This window comes from Halomonas sp. BC2 (assembly GCF_002078115.1).
In the GTDB taxonomy this organism is placed as follows: Bacteria; Pseudomonadota; Gammaproteobacteria; order Pseudomonadales; family Halomonadaceae; genus Vreelandella; species Vreelandella stevensii.
On record NZ_LFGT01000016.1, the window covers coordinates 97,483 to 116,997 of the forward strand.

A 19,515-nucleotide genomic window follows, 5' to 3' on the forward strand; every position below is an offset into this window, starting at 1 on the left:
CCGTTGGGGCACGCGCTGCGCTCAGGGCTGGGGGCGGCGGCCATGTTCGCTTCGTTTGCCACGGTGGCGCTGCTGCCGGTGGCGGAAACCACGCTGCTGGCGCAATTGACGCCGGTCTTCATGGCGTTGGGGGGCGTGCTGCTGCTGGGGGAGCGCTTTTCGTTCTATCGTGCCGGGGCGTTTGGTCTGGCGCTGTGCGGGGTGGGCGTGCTGGTAGTGCCCCAGTTGCTGGGGAGTAGTGGGCAGGGCTCGCTGTTGGGGTATGGGCTGGGGGCGCTGAGCGCGCTGCTGACGGCGGGGGCTCTGCTCACGGTACGGCGTATTTCCCGCACGGAAACGGCGGCGTCCATCGCGTTCTATTTTATCGTGGTCTCGGCGCTGGCCGGGCTGCTGACTCTGCCGCTGGGGTGGGCGGCGCTGGACGCACGGCAGTTCGGGCTGCTGGTGCTTTCCGGTTTGTTCGGCGGCGCGGCGCATATCGCCATGACGCTGGCGCTGCGTTACGCCGAAGTGTCGCGGCTGGCCCCGTTCGAATACATCGCGCTGGCCTGGCCGGTGCTGGCCGATGCGTGGCTGTTCGGGCTGCCCGTGTCCAGTGGTTTCCTGATGGCCTTGCCCTTTTTGCTGGGCGGCGTGGGGTTGGCCACGCTGGAAGGGCGCCGAGGCGCGAAGCGTCGGCAGCGTTAGGCGGCGGTGCTTGCAGGAAAGCGAACGTATCGTTGCAACAAATTCTCATCGACCACTTGGTGGTTGGCAGGACGGGCTTTAGGCTTGGGAGCTGAGCCGTCATCGAACAGGAGTAGAGCGTATGCCGTTATCTCGCGCCGAGATTGCCACCCCGTCTGGGGCAAGATTGATCAACCGGTTGTGCAAGCACTGGGCCCACAAGCTGGAGGTGGAGCAGGGCGAGCAGCATGCCAGGATCGTGTTTGCCAGCGGCACCTGCCTGATGCACACGGAGCCCGAGCGCCTGATCGTCTCCATCGAAACCCTCGAAGAAGAGCATCTGGACCAGCTGGAAGGCGTGGTGGAAAGCCATCTGGTGCGCATGGCGAAAGATGAGCCGCTGGAGATCGTCTGGGAGAACTGAGCGCCATCTGCCGTGCTTCCGTCAGCACCGCATCCCGTCAGGTGGTCTGCTATAATCGCGGCCACCTTTTTTGTTTCTCGCTGATGCCGAACGGCACACGCACAGGAGTTCCCATGACCCGAATTGCCATTGTGGGCGTAGCTGGCCGTATGGGCCGCACGTTAGTCAACGCCATAGAACAGGATGCCGGTGCCCAACTGGCCGGGGGAATCGTCGAGCCGGGCAGTTCGCTGGCGGGGGCGGATATCGGCGAGCTGGCAGGCGTAGGCAAGCGGGGAGTGGTGGCGGTGGACTCGTTGGCGGCCATCGTGGACGACTTCGACGTGCTGATCGACTTCACGGCACCCAAGGTGACGCTGGCGAACCTGGCGTTTTGTGCCGAGCACGGCAAGCGCATCGTGATCGGTACGACCGGCATGAACGATGACGAGCTGGCCGAGCTGGACAGCTACCGCGACCGCGTAGCGATGGTATTTGCACCCAACATGAGCGTCGGCGTGAACCTGACCCTGAAGCTGCTGGAAACGGCGGCCAAGGCGTTGGGCGACGAAGGCTACGACATCGAAGTGATCGAGTCTCACCACCGCCATAAGGTCGATGCGCCGTCCGGAACGGCCATCAAGATGGGCGAAGTGGTGGCGGAGAGCCTGGGGCGCACCTTGAAAGAGCACGGCGTTTTCGAGCGCGTGGGGCAGTGTGGCCCGCGTACCGATAAAGAGATCGGTTTTGCTACCGTGCGGGCAGGCGATATCGTCGGCGAGCACACGGTGATGTTCGCCACCGAAGGCGAGCGCATCGAAATCACCCACAAGGCGTCCAGCCGCATGACCTTCGCCAAAGGGGCCGTGCGGGCGGCGCGCTGGGTGGCCACTCAGCCGCATGGACGTTATGACATGCAGGACGTGCTGGCGCTGAGCTGAGCCGTGGGCTTTTGTTAGACCAGGGTCGGCATAAAACGCTGGCTCTGGTGCGCTAAATGCTGTAACATTCCAAAAATTTTGGCCCAGTGGCTGCAAAAAGCAGCACCATATCGGCAGTCAAGCACCAGGCTGTCGAAAGAGCACCGCGCTTGTTGCACTGGTCGTCAAGTGGGAAAAGTAGTCAGCGACATGCTGCGCCATGGCCAACACCGTTATGAAGGCCACGGAAAGAGAACAACAAGCGGGATGAAACCGATTTTTTTATTGTCGGCTTCGTCCCGCTTTTTTACGACCCGACGTTTGTACGCAAACGCCGTAACCGGATCGCCGAGCCTGCGCCCACAGGCTCCCACCAGCATGGGAGAACGTGTTTTGAATAACCCCGCATTGAGCAAACCCGCGATATTGGCCCTGGAAGATGGCAGTGTGTTTCATGGAACGGCCATCGGCGCGGAGGGAATCACGAGCGGTGAGGTGGTGTTCAATACAGCCATGACCGGCTATCAGGAAATTCTCACCGACCCCTCTTATACCCGCCAGATCGTCACCCTGACCTACCCGCATATCGGCAATACCGGCATCAATTCCGAAGACATCGAGTCCGCGTCCATTGCGGCGGCGGGCCTGGTGATTCGCGATCTCCCCCTGCTGGCCAGCAGCTTCCGTTCCGAACAGAGCCTTGCCGATTATCTGGTCAGCCAGAACGTGCTGGGCATTGCCGATATCGACACCCGCCGCCTGACGCGCATTCTGCGTGACAAGGGCGCCCAGAACGGGGCGATTCTGGCAGGTGCCGAGGCCGAAGGTGATGATGCCGTCGAGCGTGCGTTGGCGGCGGCGAAGGCGTTTCCGGGCCTGAAGGGCATGGACCTGGCGAAAGAAGTCTCCTGCAAGGAGGCCTATGAGTGGTCGGAAGGCGAGTGGACCCTGGGCGAAGGTTACGCGGATGCCAGCCAGGGTGAGCGCCCCTACCATGTGGTGGCCTTCGATTACGGCGTGAAATTCAACATCCTGCGCATGCTGGCGGCCCGTGGCTGCCGCTTGACGGTGGTGCCTGCGCAAACCCCTGCAGCAGACGTGCTGGCCATGAACCCGGACGGTGTCTTCCTGGCCAACGGCCCCGGCGACCCCGAGCCCTGCGATTACGCCATCAAGGCGATCCAGGAAGTGCTGGAAACCGACACCCCGGTGTTTGGTATCTGCCTGGGCCACCAGCTGCTGGCGCTGGCCTCTGGCGCGAAAACCGTCAAGATGGGCCACGGCCACCACGGCGCCAACCACCCGGTTCAAGACCTGGACACCGGTACGGTGATGATCACCAGCCAGAACCATGGCTTTGCCGCCGATGAAGCCTCCCTGCCCAGCAACGTGCGCGCCACGCACCGTTCGCTGTTCGACGGCACCTTGCAGGGAATCGAGCGCACCGACCGCCCGGCCTTCAGCTTCCAGGGCCACCCGGAAGCCAGCCCCGGCCCGCGCGATGTAGCGCCGTTGTTCGATCGCTTCATCGCGATGATGCAGGCGCGCCGCTAAGTCAGCCGCGCTGCCGCTCATTGCCCAGTTACGTCGCCTCGATGCTCATCGCCACCACTTTTTGCGGGAACCGTTATGCCTAAGCGTACCGATATCAACAGCATTCTCATCATTGGCGCTGGTCCGATCGTCATCGGCCAGGCCTGCGAATTCGACTACTCCGGCGCCCAAGCCTGTAAAGCGCTGCGCGAGGAGGGCTACCGGGTCATTCTGGTGAACTCCAACCCGGCCACCATCATGACCGATCCGGCCATGGCCGATGCCACCTACATCGAGCCGATCACCTGGCAGGCGGTAGAGAAAATCATCGAAGCCGAGCGCCCGGATGTGATTCTGCCCACCATGGGCGGCCAGACGGCGCTGAACTGCGCGCTGGACCTCGACAAGCACGGCGTGCTGGCCAAGTACGGCGTCGAGATGATCGGTGCCAACGCCGATGCCATCAACAAGGCCGAAGACCGCGACCTGTTCGACAAGGCGATGAAGAACATCGGCCTGGAGTGCCCCAAGGCCAAAGTGGCGCACACCATGGACGAGGCCTGGGAGATTCAGGCGGAGCTGGGCTTCCCGACCATCATTCGTCCTTCCTACACCATGGGCGGCTCCGGCGGCGGCGTGGCGTACAACAAGGAAGAGTTCGAAGAGATCTGTACCCGTGGGTTCGAGCTTTCCAACAACCACGAGCTGCTCATCGACGAGTCGCTGCTGGGCTGGAAAGAGTACGAGATGGAAGTGGTGCGTGACCGCAACGACAACTGCATCATCGTCTGCGCCATCGAAAACTTCGACCCCATGGGCGTGCACACCGGTGACTCGATTACCGTCGCGCCTGCCCAGACGCTGACCGATAAAGAGTACCAGATCATGCGCGACGCCTCTCTGGCCGTGCTGCGCGAGATCGGCGTGGAAACCGGGGGGTCGAACGTGCAGTTCGGTATGGACCCGAAAACCGGTCGCATGGTGGTGATCGAGATGAACCCGCGGGTCTCGCGCTCCTCGGCACTGGCGTCCAAGGCCACCGGTTTCCCGATTGCCAAGATCGCTGCCAAGCTGGCGGTGGGCTACACCCTGGACGAGCTGCAGAACGACATCACCGGCGGCCAGACCCCGGCCTCGTTCGAGCCCTCCATTGATTACGTGGTCACCAAGATTCCGCGTTTCACCTTCGAGAAGTTCCCCCAGGCCAACGACCGTCTGACCACCCAGATGAAGTCGGTAGGCGAGGTGATGGCCATTGGCCGTACCTTCCAGGAGTCGCTGCAGAAAGCGCTGCGCGGCATGGAAACCGGCAACGACGGCCTCGACCCGATCATCACCGAGTTCACCGACGAAGCCATGGCCCAGCTCAAGGGCGAGCTGCAGGCAGCGGGTGCCGAGCGCATCTTCTTCGTCGCCGACGCCATGCGGGCGGGCATGAGCGTGGATGAGATCTTTGCGCTGACCAACATCGACCGTTGGTTCCTGGTGCAAATGGAAGACCTGATTCTCACCGAAGCCGCCGTGTCCAAGCGCGCTCTGGCAGAGTTCTCGGCGCGTGAGCTGTTCCAGCTCAAGCGCAAGGGCTTCTCCGATGCGCGGTTGGCGAAGCTGCTGGGCGTCTCCGAGAAGGAGTTCCGCAAAACGCGTCAGGCAGCAGGGATTCGCCCGGTCTACAAGCGCGTCGACACCTGTGCCGCCGAGTTTGCTTCCGATACCGCCTACATGTACTCCACCTATGAAGAGGAGTGCGAAGCGGACGTGTCGGATCGCCAGAAGATCATGGTGCTGGGCGGTGGCCCGAACCGTATCGGCCAGGGTATCGAGTTCGACTACTGCTGCGTGCACGCCGCCTTCGCCATGCGCGACGACGGCTATGAAACCATCATGGTCAACTGCAACCCGGAAACCGTCTCCACCGACTACGACACCTCCGACCGCCTCTACTTCGAGCCGGTGACGCTGGAAGACGTGCTGGAAATCGCCGACAAGGAGAAGCCGGTGGGCGTCATCGTCCAGTTCGGCGGCCAAACGCCGCTGAAGCTGGCTCGTGAGCTGGAAGCGGCAGGCGTGCCGATCATCGGTACCACGCCGGATGCCATCGACCGCGCCGAAGACCGCGAGCGCTTCCAGGTGATGATCGACAAGCTCGGCCTGAAGCAGCCGCCCAACGCCACGGCCCGCAGCTTCGAAGAAGCCTTCACCAGGGCCGAGAAGATCGGCTACCCGCTGGTCGTGCGTCCCAGCTATGTGCTGGGTGGCCGTGCCATGGAGATCGTCTACGACGCCTCCGAGCTCGAAAACTACATGACCAACGCGGTCAAGGTCTCCAACGACTCGCCGGTGCTGCTGGATCACTTCCTCAGTGCGGCAGTGGAAGTAGACATCGACGCGGTCTCCGATGGTCAGCAGGTGGTCATCGGCGGCATCATGCAGCACGTCGAGCAGGCAGGCGTTCACTCTGGCGACTCTGCCTGTGCGCTGCCACCCTACTCGCTGCCCGCCGACGTGCAGGACGAGATGCGCGCACAGGTCAAGAAAATGGCCGTCGAGCTGGGCGTGAAAGGCCTGATGAACGTGCAGCTGGCCTGGCAGGATGGCGAGATCTACGTGATCGAGGTCAACCCGCGTGCTTCGCGTACCGTGCCTTTCGTTTCCAAGTGCATCGGCACCTCGCTGGCGCAGATTGCCGCCCGCTGCATGGCCGGCAAGACTCTGGTGGAACAGGGCTTCGAGCGTGAAATCGTGCCGCACTTCTATAGCGTCAAGGAAGCCGTTTTCCCGTTCAACAAGTTCCAGGGCGTGGACCCGATCCTCTCGCCGGAAATGAAGTCCACCGGTGAAGTCATGGGCTCCGGCGATACCTTCGCCGAAGCCTTCTTCAAGGCGCAGCTGGGCGCGGGTGAGGCGATTCCGGCGCTGGAAGGCGACCGCAAGGCATTCCTGTCGGTGCGCGAGCCGGACAAGCAGGGGATTATCGAAGTGGCCCGTTCTCTGCTAACATTGGGCTTCACGCTATGTGCAACACGCGGTACCGCAGCGGCCCTCGAAGCCGCCGGGCTGCCCGTGGAGCACGTCAATAAAGTCAATGAAGGCCGTCCCCATATCGTCGATCTGCTGAAGAACGACGAAATCGCCTACATCGTGAATACCACCGAAGGTCGTCAGGCAATCAACGACTCTTCGATCATTCGCCGTACTGCTCTCGCGCGCAAGGTGCCCTATGCGACCACCTTGGCGGGCGCTAATGCTGTTTGCATGGCGGTGGAGTACGGTAGGGAGATTACGGTGCGGCGCCTTCAGGATCTGCACGCAGGAGCAACGCAATGAACAAGGTCCCGATGACGGTTGCGGGAGAGAAGAGCCTTCGCGATGAGCTCAACCATCTGAAGAGCGAAGCTCGCCCTCAGGTGATTGCCGCCATCGCCGAAGCGCGTGAGCACGGCGATCTCAAGGAGAACGCCGAGTACCACGCTGCGCGCGAACAGCAAGGCTTCATCGAAGGCCGTATTCAGGAAATCGAGAGCAAACTCTCCGGTGCCCAGGTGATCGACGTCACCAAGCTGCCGAAAACCGGTAAGGTGATCTTTGGCGTCACCGTGTCACTGCTGAACCTGGACAGCGACGCCAGCGTGACGTACCGCATCGTGGGTGAAGACGAAGCGGACATCAAGGCCGGGCGCATTTCCGTGACATCGCCCATTGCCCGCGCGCTGATCGGCAAGGAAGAGGGCGACGTGGTGGTGGTGAAAACCCCCGGTGGCGACGTGGAGTACGAAATCGAGAGTGTCGAGCACCTCTGATCACGTTCCGCTAGCGCCATGAAAAAGGCCCGGTGCAGTTTCCTGCATCGGGCCTTTTCGTCTGGCGCTGTTTTTTGATGGGCGCCAGATCCGTTCAGCCAAGCGTCCGCTCAGCCAAACGCTCCTGCGTCAGTGCCGCCCGTGGTGGTTCTCGAAGCGGGTCACGTTGGAGAGCTTGGGGTTGGCCTTGGGGTTGCGACGGTACAGCAGCGCCATCTTGCCGATGGTTTGCACCAGTTCGGCCTTGCTGTCAGCCAGCAGCTCGTTGATCATCGCGGCGCGATCATCCCGCTCGGGCAGGGCGAGCTTCACTTTGATCAGCTCGTGGTCGTTGAGCGCGCGGCTGAGTTCTGCGAGCAGGTTTTCGGAGACGCCGTTCTCAGAAACGGTGACCACGGGGTTCAAATGGTGGCCAATGCTACGAAATGCTTTCTTTTGTGCCTGTGACAAGCTCATGGTATCTTGCGGTATCCCGGTTAGCGCTTAACGTTCCATCTTACGGTGAAATGCCGTCAAGTGAAAGCAATCCCGTCAATGCGCCCATCTCTTATTCCAGCGTCAGATGCCTCTATGCAGCAAAAGCCTCCAAGCCGTAAACATTCAGTGAGCAAAACCAGCAACAACTGGAAGAAAGAACATTTCGACGACCAGTACGTGAAACAGAGCTGGCAGGATGGCTATCGCTCCCGGGCAAGCTACAAGCTGCTGGAGCTGGATGAGAAAGACAAGCTGTTTCGCAATGGCATGACGGTGATCGACCTGGGCGCAGCGCCTGGCGGGTGGAGTCAGATCGCCGCCGAAAAAGTCGGCCCGGAAGGTGTCGTGATCGCCTCCGACATTCTGGAGATGGACGCCCTGGCAGGGGTCGACTTCATTCAGGGCGACTTCACCGAAGAACGTGTACTCAATGCGATTCTCGAGCGGTTGGGAAATCGGCCGGTAGACCTTGTTATGTCCGACATGGCCCCCAATATGAGTGGTATGGCCGCTATCGACCAGCCACAGGCCATGTACCTTGTCGAGCTTGCTCTGGAGCTGGCGCGTGAAACGCTCTCGCCCAAGGGGCGTTTTCTGGTCAAAGTGTTTCAGGGGGAGGGCTTCGACACCTATTTGAAGGAGCTGCGCGGCAGCTTTCAGCGCGTCGTGACCCGCAAGCCGGATGCTTCGCGGGCCCGTTCACGAGAAGTCTATTTTCTGGCCGAAGGCTTTCGCGGTTAGCAAGTGACCGCGTGCATGGCCACGATAGCGACGATTTATCACCACGATTGCCAGACAGGCAGGCGTAAGGTGTGTCACATTATGCACATTGGACGAGCGTGACACAGATGGCCCAGGGCGTTATGCGCTTTGGCAATGGTTGAACGTTAAACTCTAGTGTAAGGTCTGAGTACTAACGGTTAACTGACGGATTCTTGTAATGAGGGTAGCCCCTTGAACGATATGGCGAAGAACCTGATTCTGTGGTTGGTCATCGCGGCCGTTCTGCTGACAGTGTTCAACAATTTCAGTACGGAAAGCGCGCCGCAAAGCACCAACTACTCCCAGTTTGTGCAGCAGGTGCAAAATCAGCAGATCCGCAGCGTCACCATCGATGGCTATACCATCACTGGTGAGCGGACCGATGGTTCGCAGTTCCAGACCATCCGCCCTGCCGCAGAAGATCCCAAGCTGATCGACGACCTGCTGAGCAACAATGTCACGGTGGTCGGCAAGGCGCCGGAGCAGCAAAGCATCTGGACGCGGCTGCTGATTGCCAGTTTCCCGATCCTGCTGATCCTGGCGATCTTCATGTTCTTCATGCGCCAGATGCAAGGCGGTGCCGGTGGCGGCAAGGGTGGCCCGATGAGCTTCGGCAAGTCGAAGGCCAAGCTGCTCTCGCAAGACCAGATCAAGACCACCTTTGCTGACGTGGCGGGCTGTGACGAGGCCAAGGAAGAGGTGGAAGAGCTGGTCGACTTCCTGCGCGACCCCACCAAATTCCAGCGCTTGGGTGGCACCATTCCCCGTGGCGTGCTGATGGTCGGCCCTCCCGGTACCGGTAAGACGCTGCTGGCCAAGTCCATTGCCGGTGAGGCCAAGGTGCCGTTCTTCTCCATCTCGGGTTCCGACTTCGTCGAGATGTTCGTGGGCGTGGGTGCGTCCCGCGTGCGTGACATGTTCGAGCAGGCCAAGAAGCAGGCGCCCTGCATCATCTTCATCGACGAAATCGATGCCGTGGGGCGCTCGCGTGGCACCGGCATGGGCGGCGGTAACGATGAACGCGAGCAGACGCTGAACCAGCTGCTGGTCGAGATGGACGGCTTCGAGGCCAACGAAGGCATCATCGTGATTGCAGCCACCAACCGTCCGGACGTACTCGACCCCGCGCTGCTGCGCCCGGGCCGCTTCGACCGTCAGGTAACCGTGGGCTTGCCGGATATCCGTGGTCGTGAGCATATTCTGGGCGTGCACCTGCGCAAGGTGCCGCTGGCCGATGACGTGAAGCCGCAGCTGATTGCCCGTGGTACGCCTGGCTTCTCCGGTGCCGACCTGGCCAACCTGGTGAACGAGGCGGCCCTGTTTGCGGCGCGTCGTAACAAGCGCTTGGTGGGCATGGAAGAGCTTGAGCTGGCCAAGGACAAGATCATGATGGGCGCCGAGCGCAAATCCATGGTCATGACCGATAAGGAAAAGCTCAATACCGCTTACCACGAAGCAGGTCACGCGATCATTGGTCTGGTCATGCCCGAGCACGACCCGGTCTACAAGGTCACGATTATTCCCCGTGGCCGCGCCCTGGGTGTGACGATGTTCCTGCCGGAAGAGGATCGTTACAGCCTGTCGCGCCAGCAGATCATCAGCCAGCTCTGCTCGCTGTTCGGTGGTCGTATTGCCGAAGAGATGACGCTTGGGCCCAACGGTGTCACCACGGGTGCTTCCAACGACATCAAGCGCGCCACGGAGCTGGCCCATAACATGGTGGCCAAGTGGGGCCTATCCGATGAAATGGGTCCGCTCATGTACGACGAGGACGAGTCTCACCAGTTCCTCGGTGGCCCGGGTCAGGGTGGCGGCAAGCTGAGGTCCGGCGAAACCACCACGCGCCTCGATAAGGAAGTGCGCAAGATCATCGACGAGTGCTACGAACAGGCTCGCCAGATTTTGCATGACAACCGCGACAAGCTGGATGCCATGGCCGAAGCGCTGATGAAGTACGAGACCATCGATGCGCATCAGCTGAAAGACATCATGGAAGGGCGTGACCCCCGCCCGCCGGAAGGCTGGGGTGACGGCGACTCTTCGGGTGGCGGCTCTCCGGTAGGTGGCGACAAGCCGGAAGCGAAGCCAGAAGAGCCTGAAGCCTCCTCGGAAGGCGATAGCGAAGAAGACGATGACGAGCCGCGTCGTCGCCCTTCGGACCCGTTGGGTGGTTCGGCGGGGTCTTGAGCCAAGCCATCACACCAGCCAGCAAAGGCGCCCCAGCGGGGCGCCTTTTTGTTATCCTGTGATCAATGACAGTGAATTTTTTTTGATTTCAGGCGGCAACATGAACCCGAACGTTGACCCTATCTTGGCTCCGCACGCCCCAGAAGATGCCTTTCATCTGCGCTGCGGTCGCCATTCGCTCGATCTCTCGTTTCCCCGGGTGATGGGCATATTGAACGTCACCCCGGACTCGTTTTCCGACGGTGGCCAGCATGTGGCCCTCGATGATGCGCTGCGCCATGCCGAGCGCATGCTGGCGGAAGGAGCGGCGATGATCGATGTGGGGGGAGAGTCGACCCGCCCAGGTGCTACGCCGGTGTCCGAGCAGCAGGAGCTGGATCGGGTGGCCCCGGTGGTGGAGGCGCTGGTGCGTGAGCTGGATGCGCTGGTGTCGGTGGACACCAGCAGCGCTCTGGTCATGCGTGAGGTGAGCGCGCTGGGAGCGGGCATGATCAATGATGTGCGCGCTCTGGAGCGTGATGGCGCGCTGGCTGCGGCAGCCAGCAGTGGCCTACCGGTATGCCTGATGCATCGCCAGGGTGAGCCGCAGGATATGCAGCACTCGCCTGGCTACGATGTGCCGGTGGAGCAGGCCGTGGCGGCCTATCTGGCGGAGCGGATCGCTGCCTGCGAAGCAGTGGGGCTGCGTCGTCATCGGCTGCTGCTGGACCCCGGTTTTGGCTTTGGCAAAACCGTCGAACATAACCTGCAGCTGTTGAAGCACATGGCCTCGCTGAATGAGTTGGGCTTGCCGCTGCTGGTGGGTATGTCGCGTAAGAGTATGATCGGTAAAGTGCTGGGCCGCCCTGTGGAAGAGCGCCTGGCGGGAGGGCTGGCGCTAGCCGCCATGGCGGTGGAGCGCGGAGCCAAGGTGATTCGGGTGCATGACGTTGGGCCCACGGTGGATGCCGTGAATATGGCCTGGGCCGTACTGCAAGAAGGCTGTGAGCCGCTCGTGAAGAAGGAGCTGTAACATGACGCGTCGTTATTTTGGCACCGACGGAATTCGTGGCACGGTAGGGCAAGCGCCCATTACGGCCGATTTCATGCTCAAGCTGGGCTGGGCCGCCGGGCAGGTGTTGCGTCGCGAAAAAGGCCGCACCCGGGTGTTGATCGGTAAGGATACGCGTATTTCCGGCTATATGTTCGAGTCGGCGCTGGAGGCGGGGCTGTCTGCTGCTGGGGTGGACGTGGCGCTGTTGGGGCCGATGCCCACGCCCGGTATTGCCTACCTGACGCAGACCTTCCGCGCGGATGCCGGGATCGTCATTTCGGCCTCGCACAACCCCTTCGATGACAACGGCATCAAGTTTTTCTCTGCCGAAGGCAAGAAGTTGCCCGATGAGATCGAAGACCGTATCGAAGCCATGCTGGAAGCGCCGCTGACCACGGCCGAGGCCGCGCAGCTGGGCAAGGCGACGCGTATCGACGATGCGGCGGGCCGCTATATCGAGTTCTGTAAATCCACGCTGCCGGACAGGCTGAGCCTGCATGGCCTGAAAGTGGTGCTGGATTGCGCTCATGGGGCCACTTACCATATCGCCCCCAGCGTATTCCGCGAGCTGGGGGCCGATGTCAGCGTGATTGGGGCGTCTCCCGACGGATTGAATATCAACCAACAGGTGGGGTCCACCCATCCCGCTGCGCTACGTGCCGCGGTCATTCAGCAAGGGGCCGATCTGGGCGTCGCCTTCGATGGCGACGGCGACCGTGTGCTGCTGGTGGATGCCGATGGCCGAGAAGTGGATGGCGATGACATCCTTTACCTGATCGCCCGTGACCGTTTCGAGCGTGGCCTGCTGGACGGTGGTGTGGTGGGCACCCTGATGAGCAATTTTGGGCTGGCCATGGCGCTGGAGCGGCTGGGTATTCCCTTCCAGCGTGCCAAGGTGGGCGACCGCTTCGTCATGGAGATGATGGCTGCCAACGGCTGGGAGCTGGGGGGCGAGGCTTCGGGGCATATCGTGTGTGGCCATGTGCAGAGCACCGGCGACGGCATCGTGTCCGCGCTGCAGGTGCTGGCCTTGATGGTTCGCGAGCAGAAACCGCTTCCAACCCTGCTCAAGGGGCTCGAAAAAGTCCCCCAGTCGCTGGTCAACGTGCGGCTACCGGCCGGCTCCGATGCTCGCCAGGTGATGGCAGCTCCACCCTTGCAGGAAGCCGTGGCGGCGCTGGAAACCGAGTTGGGCGACCAGGGGCGCGTGCTGCTGCGCGCCTCGGGGACGGAGCCACTGATTCGGGTCATGGTAGAAGGCCGTGCCCATCTGGATGTCGACCGCTTGGCCAATCGGCTGGCTCAGGAGGTCCAGGCGCTGCTCGGTGACGACGCCAGCAAATAACGCAGGACGCGTCACAGCGGTTGTCTTGACAAGGCGGCTCCTATACCATTTCGCTCCACCTGGATTGAGGATTACCCATGCGCACGCCCTTGATTGCCGGTAACTGGAAAATGAACGGTTCGGCGGCATTGATCGAGTCGTTTGGTAAAACGTTTGCTTCCGCCACGCTACCGGAAGGTGTCGAGGTGGTGATTATTCCGCCCTTTCCTTACCTGGACATGGCGCGTCAGGCCTTTGGTGATACGCCGCTGAAGCTGGGGGCGCAAACGCTCAATCCTCAGCACGCCGGGGCGCATACCGGTGAAGTCAGTGGCCGCATGCTCAAGGAGTTTGGCGTTGGCTACGTGCTGGTGGGCCACTCCGAGCGCCGTCAGCTCTACCGTGAAAGCGACGAGCAGGTATTCAATCGCCTGGTGGCCGCTCTGGATGTCGGCTTGACGCCGATTCTATGTGTTGGTGAATCCCTTGAAGAGCGCGACGCTGGTCAGACCATGGATGTCGTGCTGCGCCAGGTGGGCTATGCCATGGCGCGACTGGAACCAGAGCAGCGTCGTCAGGTGGTGATTGCCTACGAGCCTGTTTGGGCCATTGGTACCGGGCGCACGGCCTCGCCGGAGCAGGCTCAGGAAGTCATGGCAGGTATTCGTGCCTACCAGGCAGGATTCGATGCGTCGCTGGCCGAGCAGTTGAAACTGCTTTACGGCGGCAGCATGAATGCAAGTAATGCGGCAGAGCTGCTTGCTCAGCCGGATATCGACGGCGGTTTGGTGGGCGGTGCCTCGCTTAAAACCGACGATTTCTACGCCATTTGTCAGTCAGCAGGATAACGCCATGCAAGTTGCAATTCTTATGGTTCATGTGGTGATTGCGGTCGCCCTGGTAGTACTCATCCTGCTTCAGCAGGGTAAAGGCGCTGAAGCGGGGGCTGCCTTCGGTGGTGGCGCATCGCAAACAGTGTTTGGCTCACGGGGTAGCGGTAACTTCCTTTCTCGCACCACGGGTGTGCTGGCAGCCGGTTTCTTCGTCACCTCCATGGCGCTGGCATACTTTGCCACCCAGGCGGGCCAGACACCGGAAGCGGGGATTCCCGACGCACGCCTGATCGAGCAGCAGCGCAGTATTCCTACGCTTGACGACAGCCCTGCAAGTATGGATAATACCGCGCCAGTGCTCGAGGAAAGCGTAGAGTAATCAGCCGCCTTTTCTTTAGCCTCCCCTGATGCCGAAGTGGTGGAATTGGTAGACACGCTATCTTGAGGGGGTAGTGACCGTATGGTCGTGCGGGTTCAAGTCCCGCCTTCGGCACCATCTGATTCGCTGGTTTGCCAGCTTCCCAGAATATCAGGATTGGCACCTGAGACGAAAACAGCACTTGACGTCAGTAGTTTAAGTGTCTATTATCGTCGACCTAGATTGATGCGGGGTGGAGCAGTCTGGTAGCTCGTCGGGCTCATAACCCGAAGGTCATCGGTTCAAATCCGGTCCCCGCTACCATTTATTTAGCAGCTTGTAGTGCCGTGAAGCAGTTCGCAATGTGCTTCGAGGCAGCGGAAAAGTCGCAGCATGTTGCTAAAATGGTATTACAGGTTTCTTTCGAAAAGCCCCTTCCTGTGAAGGGGCTTTTTGTTAGTAGCTTTTTTGCGAGCCAAGAGTGTCTCACGCGCGGACGTTGTTCAGTAGCCAGAGACACATTCCCAGGTAATGCCAATCAGCCTCCTGGCTTTTATCAAGACTCCTGGCCAGGTGCCTGATGCAACGGCTATAGGAGCTTTGTCTGTGGCCACAAAACACGCTGCGCTTCATGCGCTTATCGAACCCATCGTTGCCGCCATGGGCTTCGAGCTTTGGGGCATCGAGCATGTTTCCCAGGGCAAGCATTCGCGGCTGGTCATTTATATCGAGCGCGAGAGCGGTGTCAGCGTGGAAGATTGCGCCGACATCAGCCGTCAAGTCAGTGCCGTGATGGATGTGGAAGATCCGATTCCCGGCGAGTACCGCTTGGAAGTCTCGTCACCCGGTATGGCACGCCCCCTTTACTCTCTGGACCACTTCACCCGTTACCAGGGTCATCAGGTGGCGCTAAAGCTACGTCTCGCTTTCGATGGTCGGCGCAAGTTCCAGGGGCTGCTGGCTGGGGTCGAGGGGGATGAAGTGCTGCTGCAAATGGAAGGTGAGGAGTACTGCTTTCCCATTGAAAGCATTGACGCTGCGCACGTTGTCCCGCAGTTCGAAGAATAACGGGTGGCGGCTTCCGGTAGATGCCGGGTCGACGCACAAAAGGACAGGTTTTCTGGCGAGGCATACGCATGAGTAAAGAAATCTTAATGGTCGTGGACGCGATCTCCAACGAAAAAGGCGTCCCCCGTGATGTAATTTTCGAAGCGGTCGAAGCCGCGCTGGCCAGCGCGTCGCGCAAGCGTTTCGAGCAGGAAGAAGCCAATGTGCGGGTGCGTATCGACCGTAAAACCGGCGACTACGACACCTTCCGCTACTGGACCGTCGTGGAAGACGATGAGTTCGAGACGCCCGACTACGAAATCAAGCTGAGCATCGCCGAGCAGCGGGATCCGCCGCTGGCGCTGGGCGATGTGGTCGAGCAGAAGATCGAAAACGCCGTGTTTGGCCGCATTGCCGCACAAACCGCCAAGCAGGTCATCGTCCAGAAAGTGCGCGAAGCCGAGCGTGCCGAGGTCGTGCGTCAATACGCAGACCGTGAAGGCGAGCTGGTGGCCGGTATCGTCAAGAAAACCACCCGTGATGGCCTGATCATCGACCTGGGCGAGAACGCCGAAGCGTTCCTGCCGCGCAACGAGATGATTCACGGCGAGCGCTACCGCATGAACGAGCGAGTGCGCGCGCTGCTGGTCAAGGTGGACCCAGATGCTCGTGGTGCCCATCTGCAGCTGTCGCGTACCTGCCCGGAGTTCATCATGGAGCTGTTCAAGATCGAGGTGCCGGAAATCGCCGAGCAGCTGATCGAAATCAAAGGGGCGGCTCGCGACCCCGGCTCTCGGGCCAAGATCGCGGTAAAAACCAACGACCGCCGTATCGACCCGGTGGGCGCTTGTGTGGGTATGCGTGGTTCGCGGGTGCAGGCGGTCTCTTCCGAACTGCAGAACGAGCGCGTCGATATCGTGCTGTGGGATGACAATCCGGCGCAGCTGGTCATCAATGCCATGGCGCCTGCCGATGTGGCGTCTATTCTGGTGGACGAAGACGCCCACGCGATGGACGTGGCGGTCGCCCAGGACAACCTGGCCCAGGCCATTGGTCGCAGCGGCCAGAACGTGCGCCTGGCGTCCGAGTTGACCGGCTGGCGTATCAACGTCATGACCGAAGACGAGGCGGAATCCAAGCGCGAGCAGGAAATCGACAGCCTGGTGGACACGTTCGTTCAGCACCTGGAAGTGGACGAAGACGTTGCCCGCCTGCTGGTTGAAGAAGGGTTCACCACCCTGGAAGAAGTTGCTTACGTGCCGCTGGAAGAGATGCTCGAAATCGAAGAGTTCGATGAAGAGCTGGTGGAAGAGCTGCGTGCACGCGCAAAAGACGAGCTGCTGACGATGGCGATTGCCTCGGAAGAAGCGCTGGACGGTGCCCAACCAGCGGATGACCTGCTGGAAATGGACGGTATGGAGCGCCACTTGGCCTTCATTCTCGCCAGCCGCGGCATTGTCACAATGGAAGATCTCGCCGAGCAGTCTGTCGACGATCTGGTCGATATCGAGGAGTTGGACGAAGCGCGCGCAGCGGCACTGATCATGACTGCCCGTGCGCCCTGGTTCGAAACCGACGACACATCGGATTCGAACACACAGTAAACAGGTCACGGGCTGAGGAGGGTCACTATGTCGGATATGACAGTTAAAGATTTTGCAGTGAAGGTGGGCCGCGATGTGCCCCGCCTATTGGAACAGATGAAAGAAGCCGGTTTGCAGCACGCCTCGGAAAGTGACGCCGTATCTGAAGAAGACAAGCAGACGCTGCTGAGCTTTCTGAAGAAGAGCCACGGCGGCAGCGACAACGAGCCAAGCAAGAACCGCATCACCCTGACGCGTAAAACCCGTAGCCGCATCAAGACCGGCGAGCGCGGTAAAACCATCGAAGTTCAGGTGCGCAAGAAGAAGACCTACGTCAAGCGTGAAGAAGAGAAGCCCAAGGCCGCCGAGCCCCAGCACTCTGGCCCGCGCCAGCTGGTAGGCGACATGGCCGAAGCGGAAGCCGAGCGCAAGGCGCAGGAAGCCCAGGCGGCGGCAGAGAAAGCCGTTGCCGCAAAAGCCAAGGCGGCTGAAGACGCAGCGCGCAAAGCAGCGGATGAGCAAGCCAAGGCCAAGGCGGCAGAAGTGCCGGACATCGCCGTGCCTGACCTGGAAATCGACGATGCACCGACGGGTGAAGACCTGCCGCCTGCACCGCCGAAGGAAGGCCGTACCGACCGTCGCACGGCACCGCCCAAGAAAACCGCTGCCAAGAAAAAAGGCCGCGACGATGACGACGATCGCGGTGATCGCGAAGAGCGCAAGCGTGGCGGTGGCGGCAAGAAGGTCAAGCGTGCCGAGCGCCGTGGTGGTCGTCGTGGCGGCGCAAGCCAGAGCGGCAACGGCAAGCACGGCTTCCAGAAGCCGACTCAGCCGATCGTGCGTGAAGTCTCGATCCCTGAATCGATCAGCGTTGCCGAGCTGGCCGACAAGATGTCGATCAAGGCCAACGAAGTCATCAAGGCCATGTTCACCATGGGCGCGGCGGTGACCATCAACCAGACCATCGACCAGGATACTGCGGCGATCGTCGTGGAAGAGATGGGTCACAAGGTCAAGCTGGTGAAGGATGACGCGCTGGAAACGGAAATGCTGGAAGGCATCTCCTACGAAGGCGAAGAGATCACCCGCTCACCCGTGGTGACCGTCATGGGTCACGTTGACCACGGTAAGACCTCGCTGCTGGACTACATTCGTCGTGCCAAGGTCGCCACCGGCGAAGCGGGCGGTATTACCCAGCACATCGGTGCTTACCATGTGGAAGACAACCACGGCGGTGTCACCTTCCTGGATACCCCCGGTCACGCGGCGTTTACCGCCATGCGTGCTCGTGGTGCCAAAGCCACCGACGTGGTCATCCTGGTCGTGGCTGCCGACGATGGCGTGATGCCGCAAACCGTTGAAGCGATCGAGCACTCCAAAGCGGCTGAAGTGCCCATGGTCGTGGCGGTGAACAAGATCGATAAAACGGGCGCGGACTTCGACCGCATTCGTAACGAGCTGTCACAGCACGGCGTGATCTCCGAAGAGTGGGGCGGTGACACGCAGTTTGTTCACGTGTCCGCCAAAACCGGCGAAGGCATGGAAGACCTGCTGGAAGCGATCCAGCTGGCCTCCGAAGTGCTTGAGCTGACGGCCGTTCCGTCGGCGCCTGGCAAAGGTGTCGTTGTCGAGTCTCGCTTGGACAAAGGCCGTGGCCCGGTGGCTACCGTGCTGGTTCAGAACGGTACGCTGAAGAAGGGTGATATCGTGCTGGCAGGCCTGCACTATGGTCGCGTTCGTGCGCTGACCAATGAGCTGGGTCAACAGGTCGATACCGCTGGCCCCGCCATGCCGGTCGAGATCCAGGGTCTCGACGGCACGCCGGATGCCGGTGACGACTTCATGGTCGTGGCCGACGAGAAGAAAGCCCGTGAAGTGGCCAACTTCCGTCAAGGCAAATACCGCGAAGTGCGCCTGGCGCGTCAGCAGAAAGCCAAGCTGGAGAACATGTTCAGCCAGATGGGCCAGGACGAAGTGGCCAAGGTCAACATCGTCCTCAAAGCCGACGTTCAGGGGTCACTGGAAGCCATCAAGGGCGCTCTGGAAGAGCTCTCCACCGACGAAGTGCAAGTGGCGGTGGTCTCCTCCGGCGTGGGTGGTATTACCGGAACCGACGCCAATCTGGCGCTGGCGTCGGAAGCCATCGTGGTCGGCTTCAACGTACGTGCCGATGCCGCAGCCCGTGAGATCATCGAGCGTGAAGGTCTGGATCTGCGCTACTACAGCGTCATCTACCAGCTGATCGACGAGGTCAAGCAGGCGATGAGCGGTATGCTTGCTCCCGAGTGGAAAGAAGAGATCGTGGGCGTGGCCGAAGTACGTGACGTCTTCCGCGCGCCGAAGATCGGTGCGGTGGCTGGCTGTATGGTCGTCGAAGGCACGGTTTCCCGCAGCAAGCGTATCCGCGTTCTGCGTGACAACGTGGTCATCTACGAAGGCGAACTCGAATCGCTGCGCCGCTTCAAGGACGACGTACAGGAAGTGCGTAACGGCATGGAGTGTGGCATCGGCGTGAAGAACTACAACGATGTTCAGGTCGGCGACAAGATCGAAGTCTTTGACCAAGTGAAGGTCGAGCGCAGCCTGTAA

At 60.9% G+C, this 19,515-nt stretch carries 16 protein-coding genes and 2 tRNA genes; 17 read left to right on the forward strand and 1 reads right to left on the reverse strand.

The window, feature by feature from the left end; genetic code table 11:
• The 6 genes from B7L71_RS11385 to greA form a co-directional block, all read left to right on the forward strand.
• The coding region (locus tag B7L71_RS11385) for a DMT family transporter (RefSeq protein WP_081138042.1) at positions 1 to 687 on the forward strand (687 nt) is incomplete at its 5' end.
• Positions 688 to 808: 121 nt separating this feature from the next.
• Positions 809 to 1,090 carry a DUF2218 domain-containing protein gene (locus B7L71_RS11390; protein WP_081138043.1) on the forward strand — a complete coding sequence of 94 codons (282 nt, stop codon included), beginning with the start codon at positions 809 to 811 and terminating at the stop codon, positions 1,088 to 1,090.
• 113 nt (positions 1,091 to 1,203) lie between these two features.
• The gene (dapB, locus tag B7L71_RS11395) at positions 1,204 to 2,010 is read left to right on the forward strand and encodes a 4-hydroxy-tetrahydrodipicolinate reductase (protein ID WP_081138045.1); all 807 of its coding nucleotides are present in this window, start codon (positions 1,204 to 1,206) and stop codon (positions 2,008 to 2,010) included.
• A gap of 387 nt (positions 2,011 to 2,397) precedes the next feature.
• On the forward strand, positions 2,398 to 3,543 hold the full coding sequence (gene carA / locus B7L71_RS11400; protein WP_212636757.1) for a glutamine-hydrolyzing carbamoyl-phosphate synthase small subunit: 1,146 nt from the start codon (positions 2,398 to 2,400) through the stop codon (positions 3,541 to 3,543).
• Positions 3,544 to 3,618: 75 nt separating this feature from the next.
• Positions 3,619 to 6,849: a carbamoyl-phosphate synthase large subunit gene (gene carB, locus B7L71_RS11405; RefSeq protein ID WP_081138046.1), complete on the forward strand. Its 3,231-nt coding sequence runs from the start codon at positions 3,619 to 3,621 to the stop codon at positions 6,847 to 6,849.
• The gene (gene greA / locus B7L71_RS11410; protein ID WP_039181387.1) at positions 6,846 to 7,322 is read left to right on the forward strand and encodes a transcription elongation factor GreA; all 477 of its coding nucleotides are present in this window, start codon (positions 6,846 to 6,848) and stop codon (positions 7,320 to 7,322) included. Before carB ends, greA begins: the two co-directional genes overlap by 4 nt.
• A gap of 129 nt (positions 7,323 to 7,451) precedes the next feature.
• Here the strand turns inward: greA and yhbY are convergent, their stop codons facing one another.
• On the reverse strand, positions 7,452 to 7,778 hold the full coding sequence (gene yhbY, locus B7L71_RS11415) for a ribosome assembly RNA-binding protein YhbY (protein WP_016915916.1): 327 nt from the start codon (positions 7,776 to 7,778) through the stop codon (positions 7,452 to 7,454).
• 114 nt (positions 7,779 to 7,892) lie between these two features.
• Between yhbY and rlmE the strand changes: the two genes are divergently transcribed.
• From rlmE to infB, 11 genes are all read left to right on the forward strand, one after another.
• The gene (gene rlmE / locus B7L71_RS11420; protein ID WP_016915917.1) at positions 7,893 to 8,540 is read left to right on the forward strand and encodes a 23S rRNA (uridine(2552)-2'-O)-methyltransferase RlmE; all 648 of its coding nucleotides are present in this window, start codon (positions 7,893 to 7,895) and stop codon (positions 8,538 to 8,540) included.
• Between the two features lie 213 nt (positions 8,541 to 8,753).
• A complete protein-coding gene (ftsH, locus tag B7L71_RS11425) occupies positions 8,754 to 10,748 on the forward strand; it encodes an ATP-dependent zinc metalloprotease FtsH (protein ID WP_081138048.1) in 1,995 nt (664 codons plus the stop codon).
• Positions 10,749 to 10,848: 100 nt separating this feature from the next.
• The gene (gene folP / locus B7L71_RS11430; RefSeq protein ID WP_081138094.1) at positions 10,849 to 11,760 is read left to right on the forward strand and encodes a dihydropteroate synthase; all 912 of its coding nucleotides are present in this window, start codon (positions 10,849 to 10,851) and stop codon (positions 11,758 to 11,760) included.
• Between the two features lies 1 nt (position 11,761).
• Entirely contained in the window at positions 11,762 to 13,126 is a 1,365-nt protein-coding gene (gene glmM, locus B7L71_RS11435) for a phosphoglucosamine mutase (RefSeq protein ID WP_016915920.1), read from the forward strand.
• A 77-nt stretch (positions 13,127 to 13,203) separates the two neighbouring features.
• A complete protein-coding gene (gene tpiA, locus B7L71_RS11440; RefSeq protein WP_016915921.1) occupies positions 13,204 to 13,953 on the forward strand; it encodes a triose-phosphate isomerase in 750 nt (249 codons plus the stop codon).
• A 4-nt stretch (positions 13,954 to 13,957) separates the two neighbouring features.
• Positions 13,958 to 14,317 carry a preprotein translocase subunit SecG gene (gene secG, locus B7L71_RS11445; RefSeq protein WP_081138050.1) on the forward strand — a complete coding sequence of 120 codons (360 nt, stop codon included), beginning with the start codon at positions 13,958 to 13,960 and terminating at the stop codon, positions 14,315 to 14,317.
• Positions 14,318 to 14,347: 30 nt separating this feature from the next.
• Positions 14,348 to 14,434, forward strand: a tRNA-Leu gene (locus B7L71_RS11450).
• A gap of 109 nt (positions 14,435 to 14,543) precedes the next feature.
• A tRNA-Met gene (locus B7L71_RS11455) sits at positions 14,544 to 14,620 on the forward strand.
• 282 nt (positions 14,621 to 14,902) lie between these two features.
• Complete coding sequence (rimP, locus tag B7L71_RS11460) at positions 14,903 to 15,364, forward strand: ribosome maturation factor RimP (protein ID WP_081138051.1); 462 nt, start codon at positions 14,903 to 14,905, stop codon at positions 15,362 to 15,364.
• 68 nt (positions 15,365 to 15,432) lie between these two features.
• Positions 15,433 to 16,947, forward strand: a complete 1,515-nt coding sequence (gene nusA / locus B7L71_RS11465; RefSeq protein ID WP_081138053.1) for a transcription termination factor NusA — start codon at positions 15,433 to 15,435, stop codon at positions 16,945 to 16,947.
• 27 nt (positions 16,948 to 16,974) lie between these two features.
• The gene (gene infB, locus B7L71_RS11470) at positions 16,975 to 19,515 is read left to right on the forward strand and encodes a translation initiation factor IF-2 (RefSeq protein ID WP_081138054.1); all 2,541 of its coding nucleotides are present in this window, start codon (positions 16,975 to 16,977) and stop codon (positions 19,513 to 19,515) included.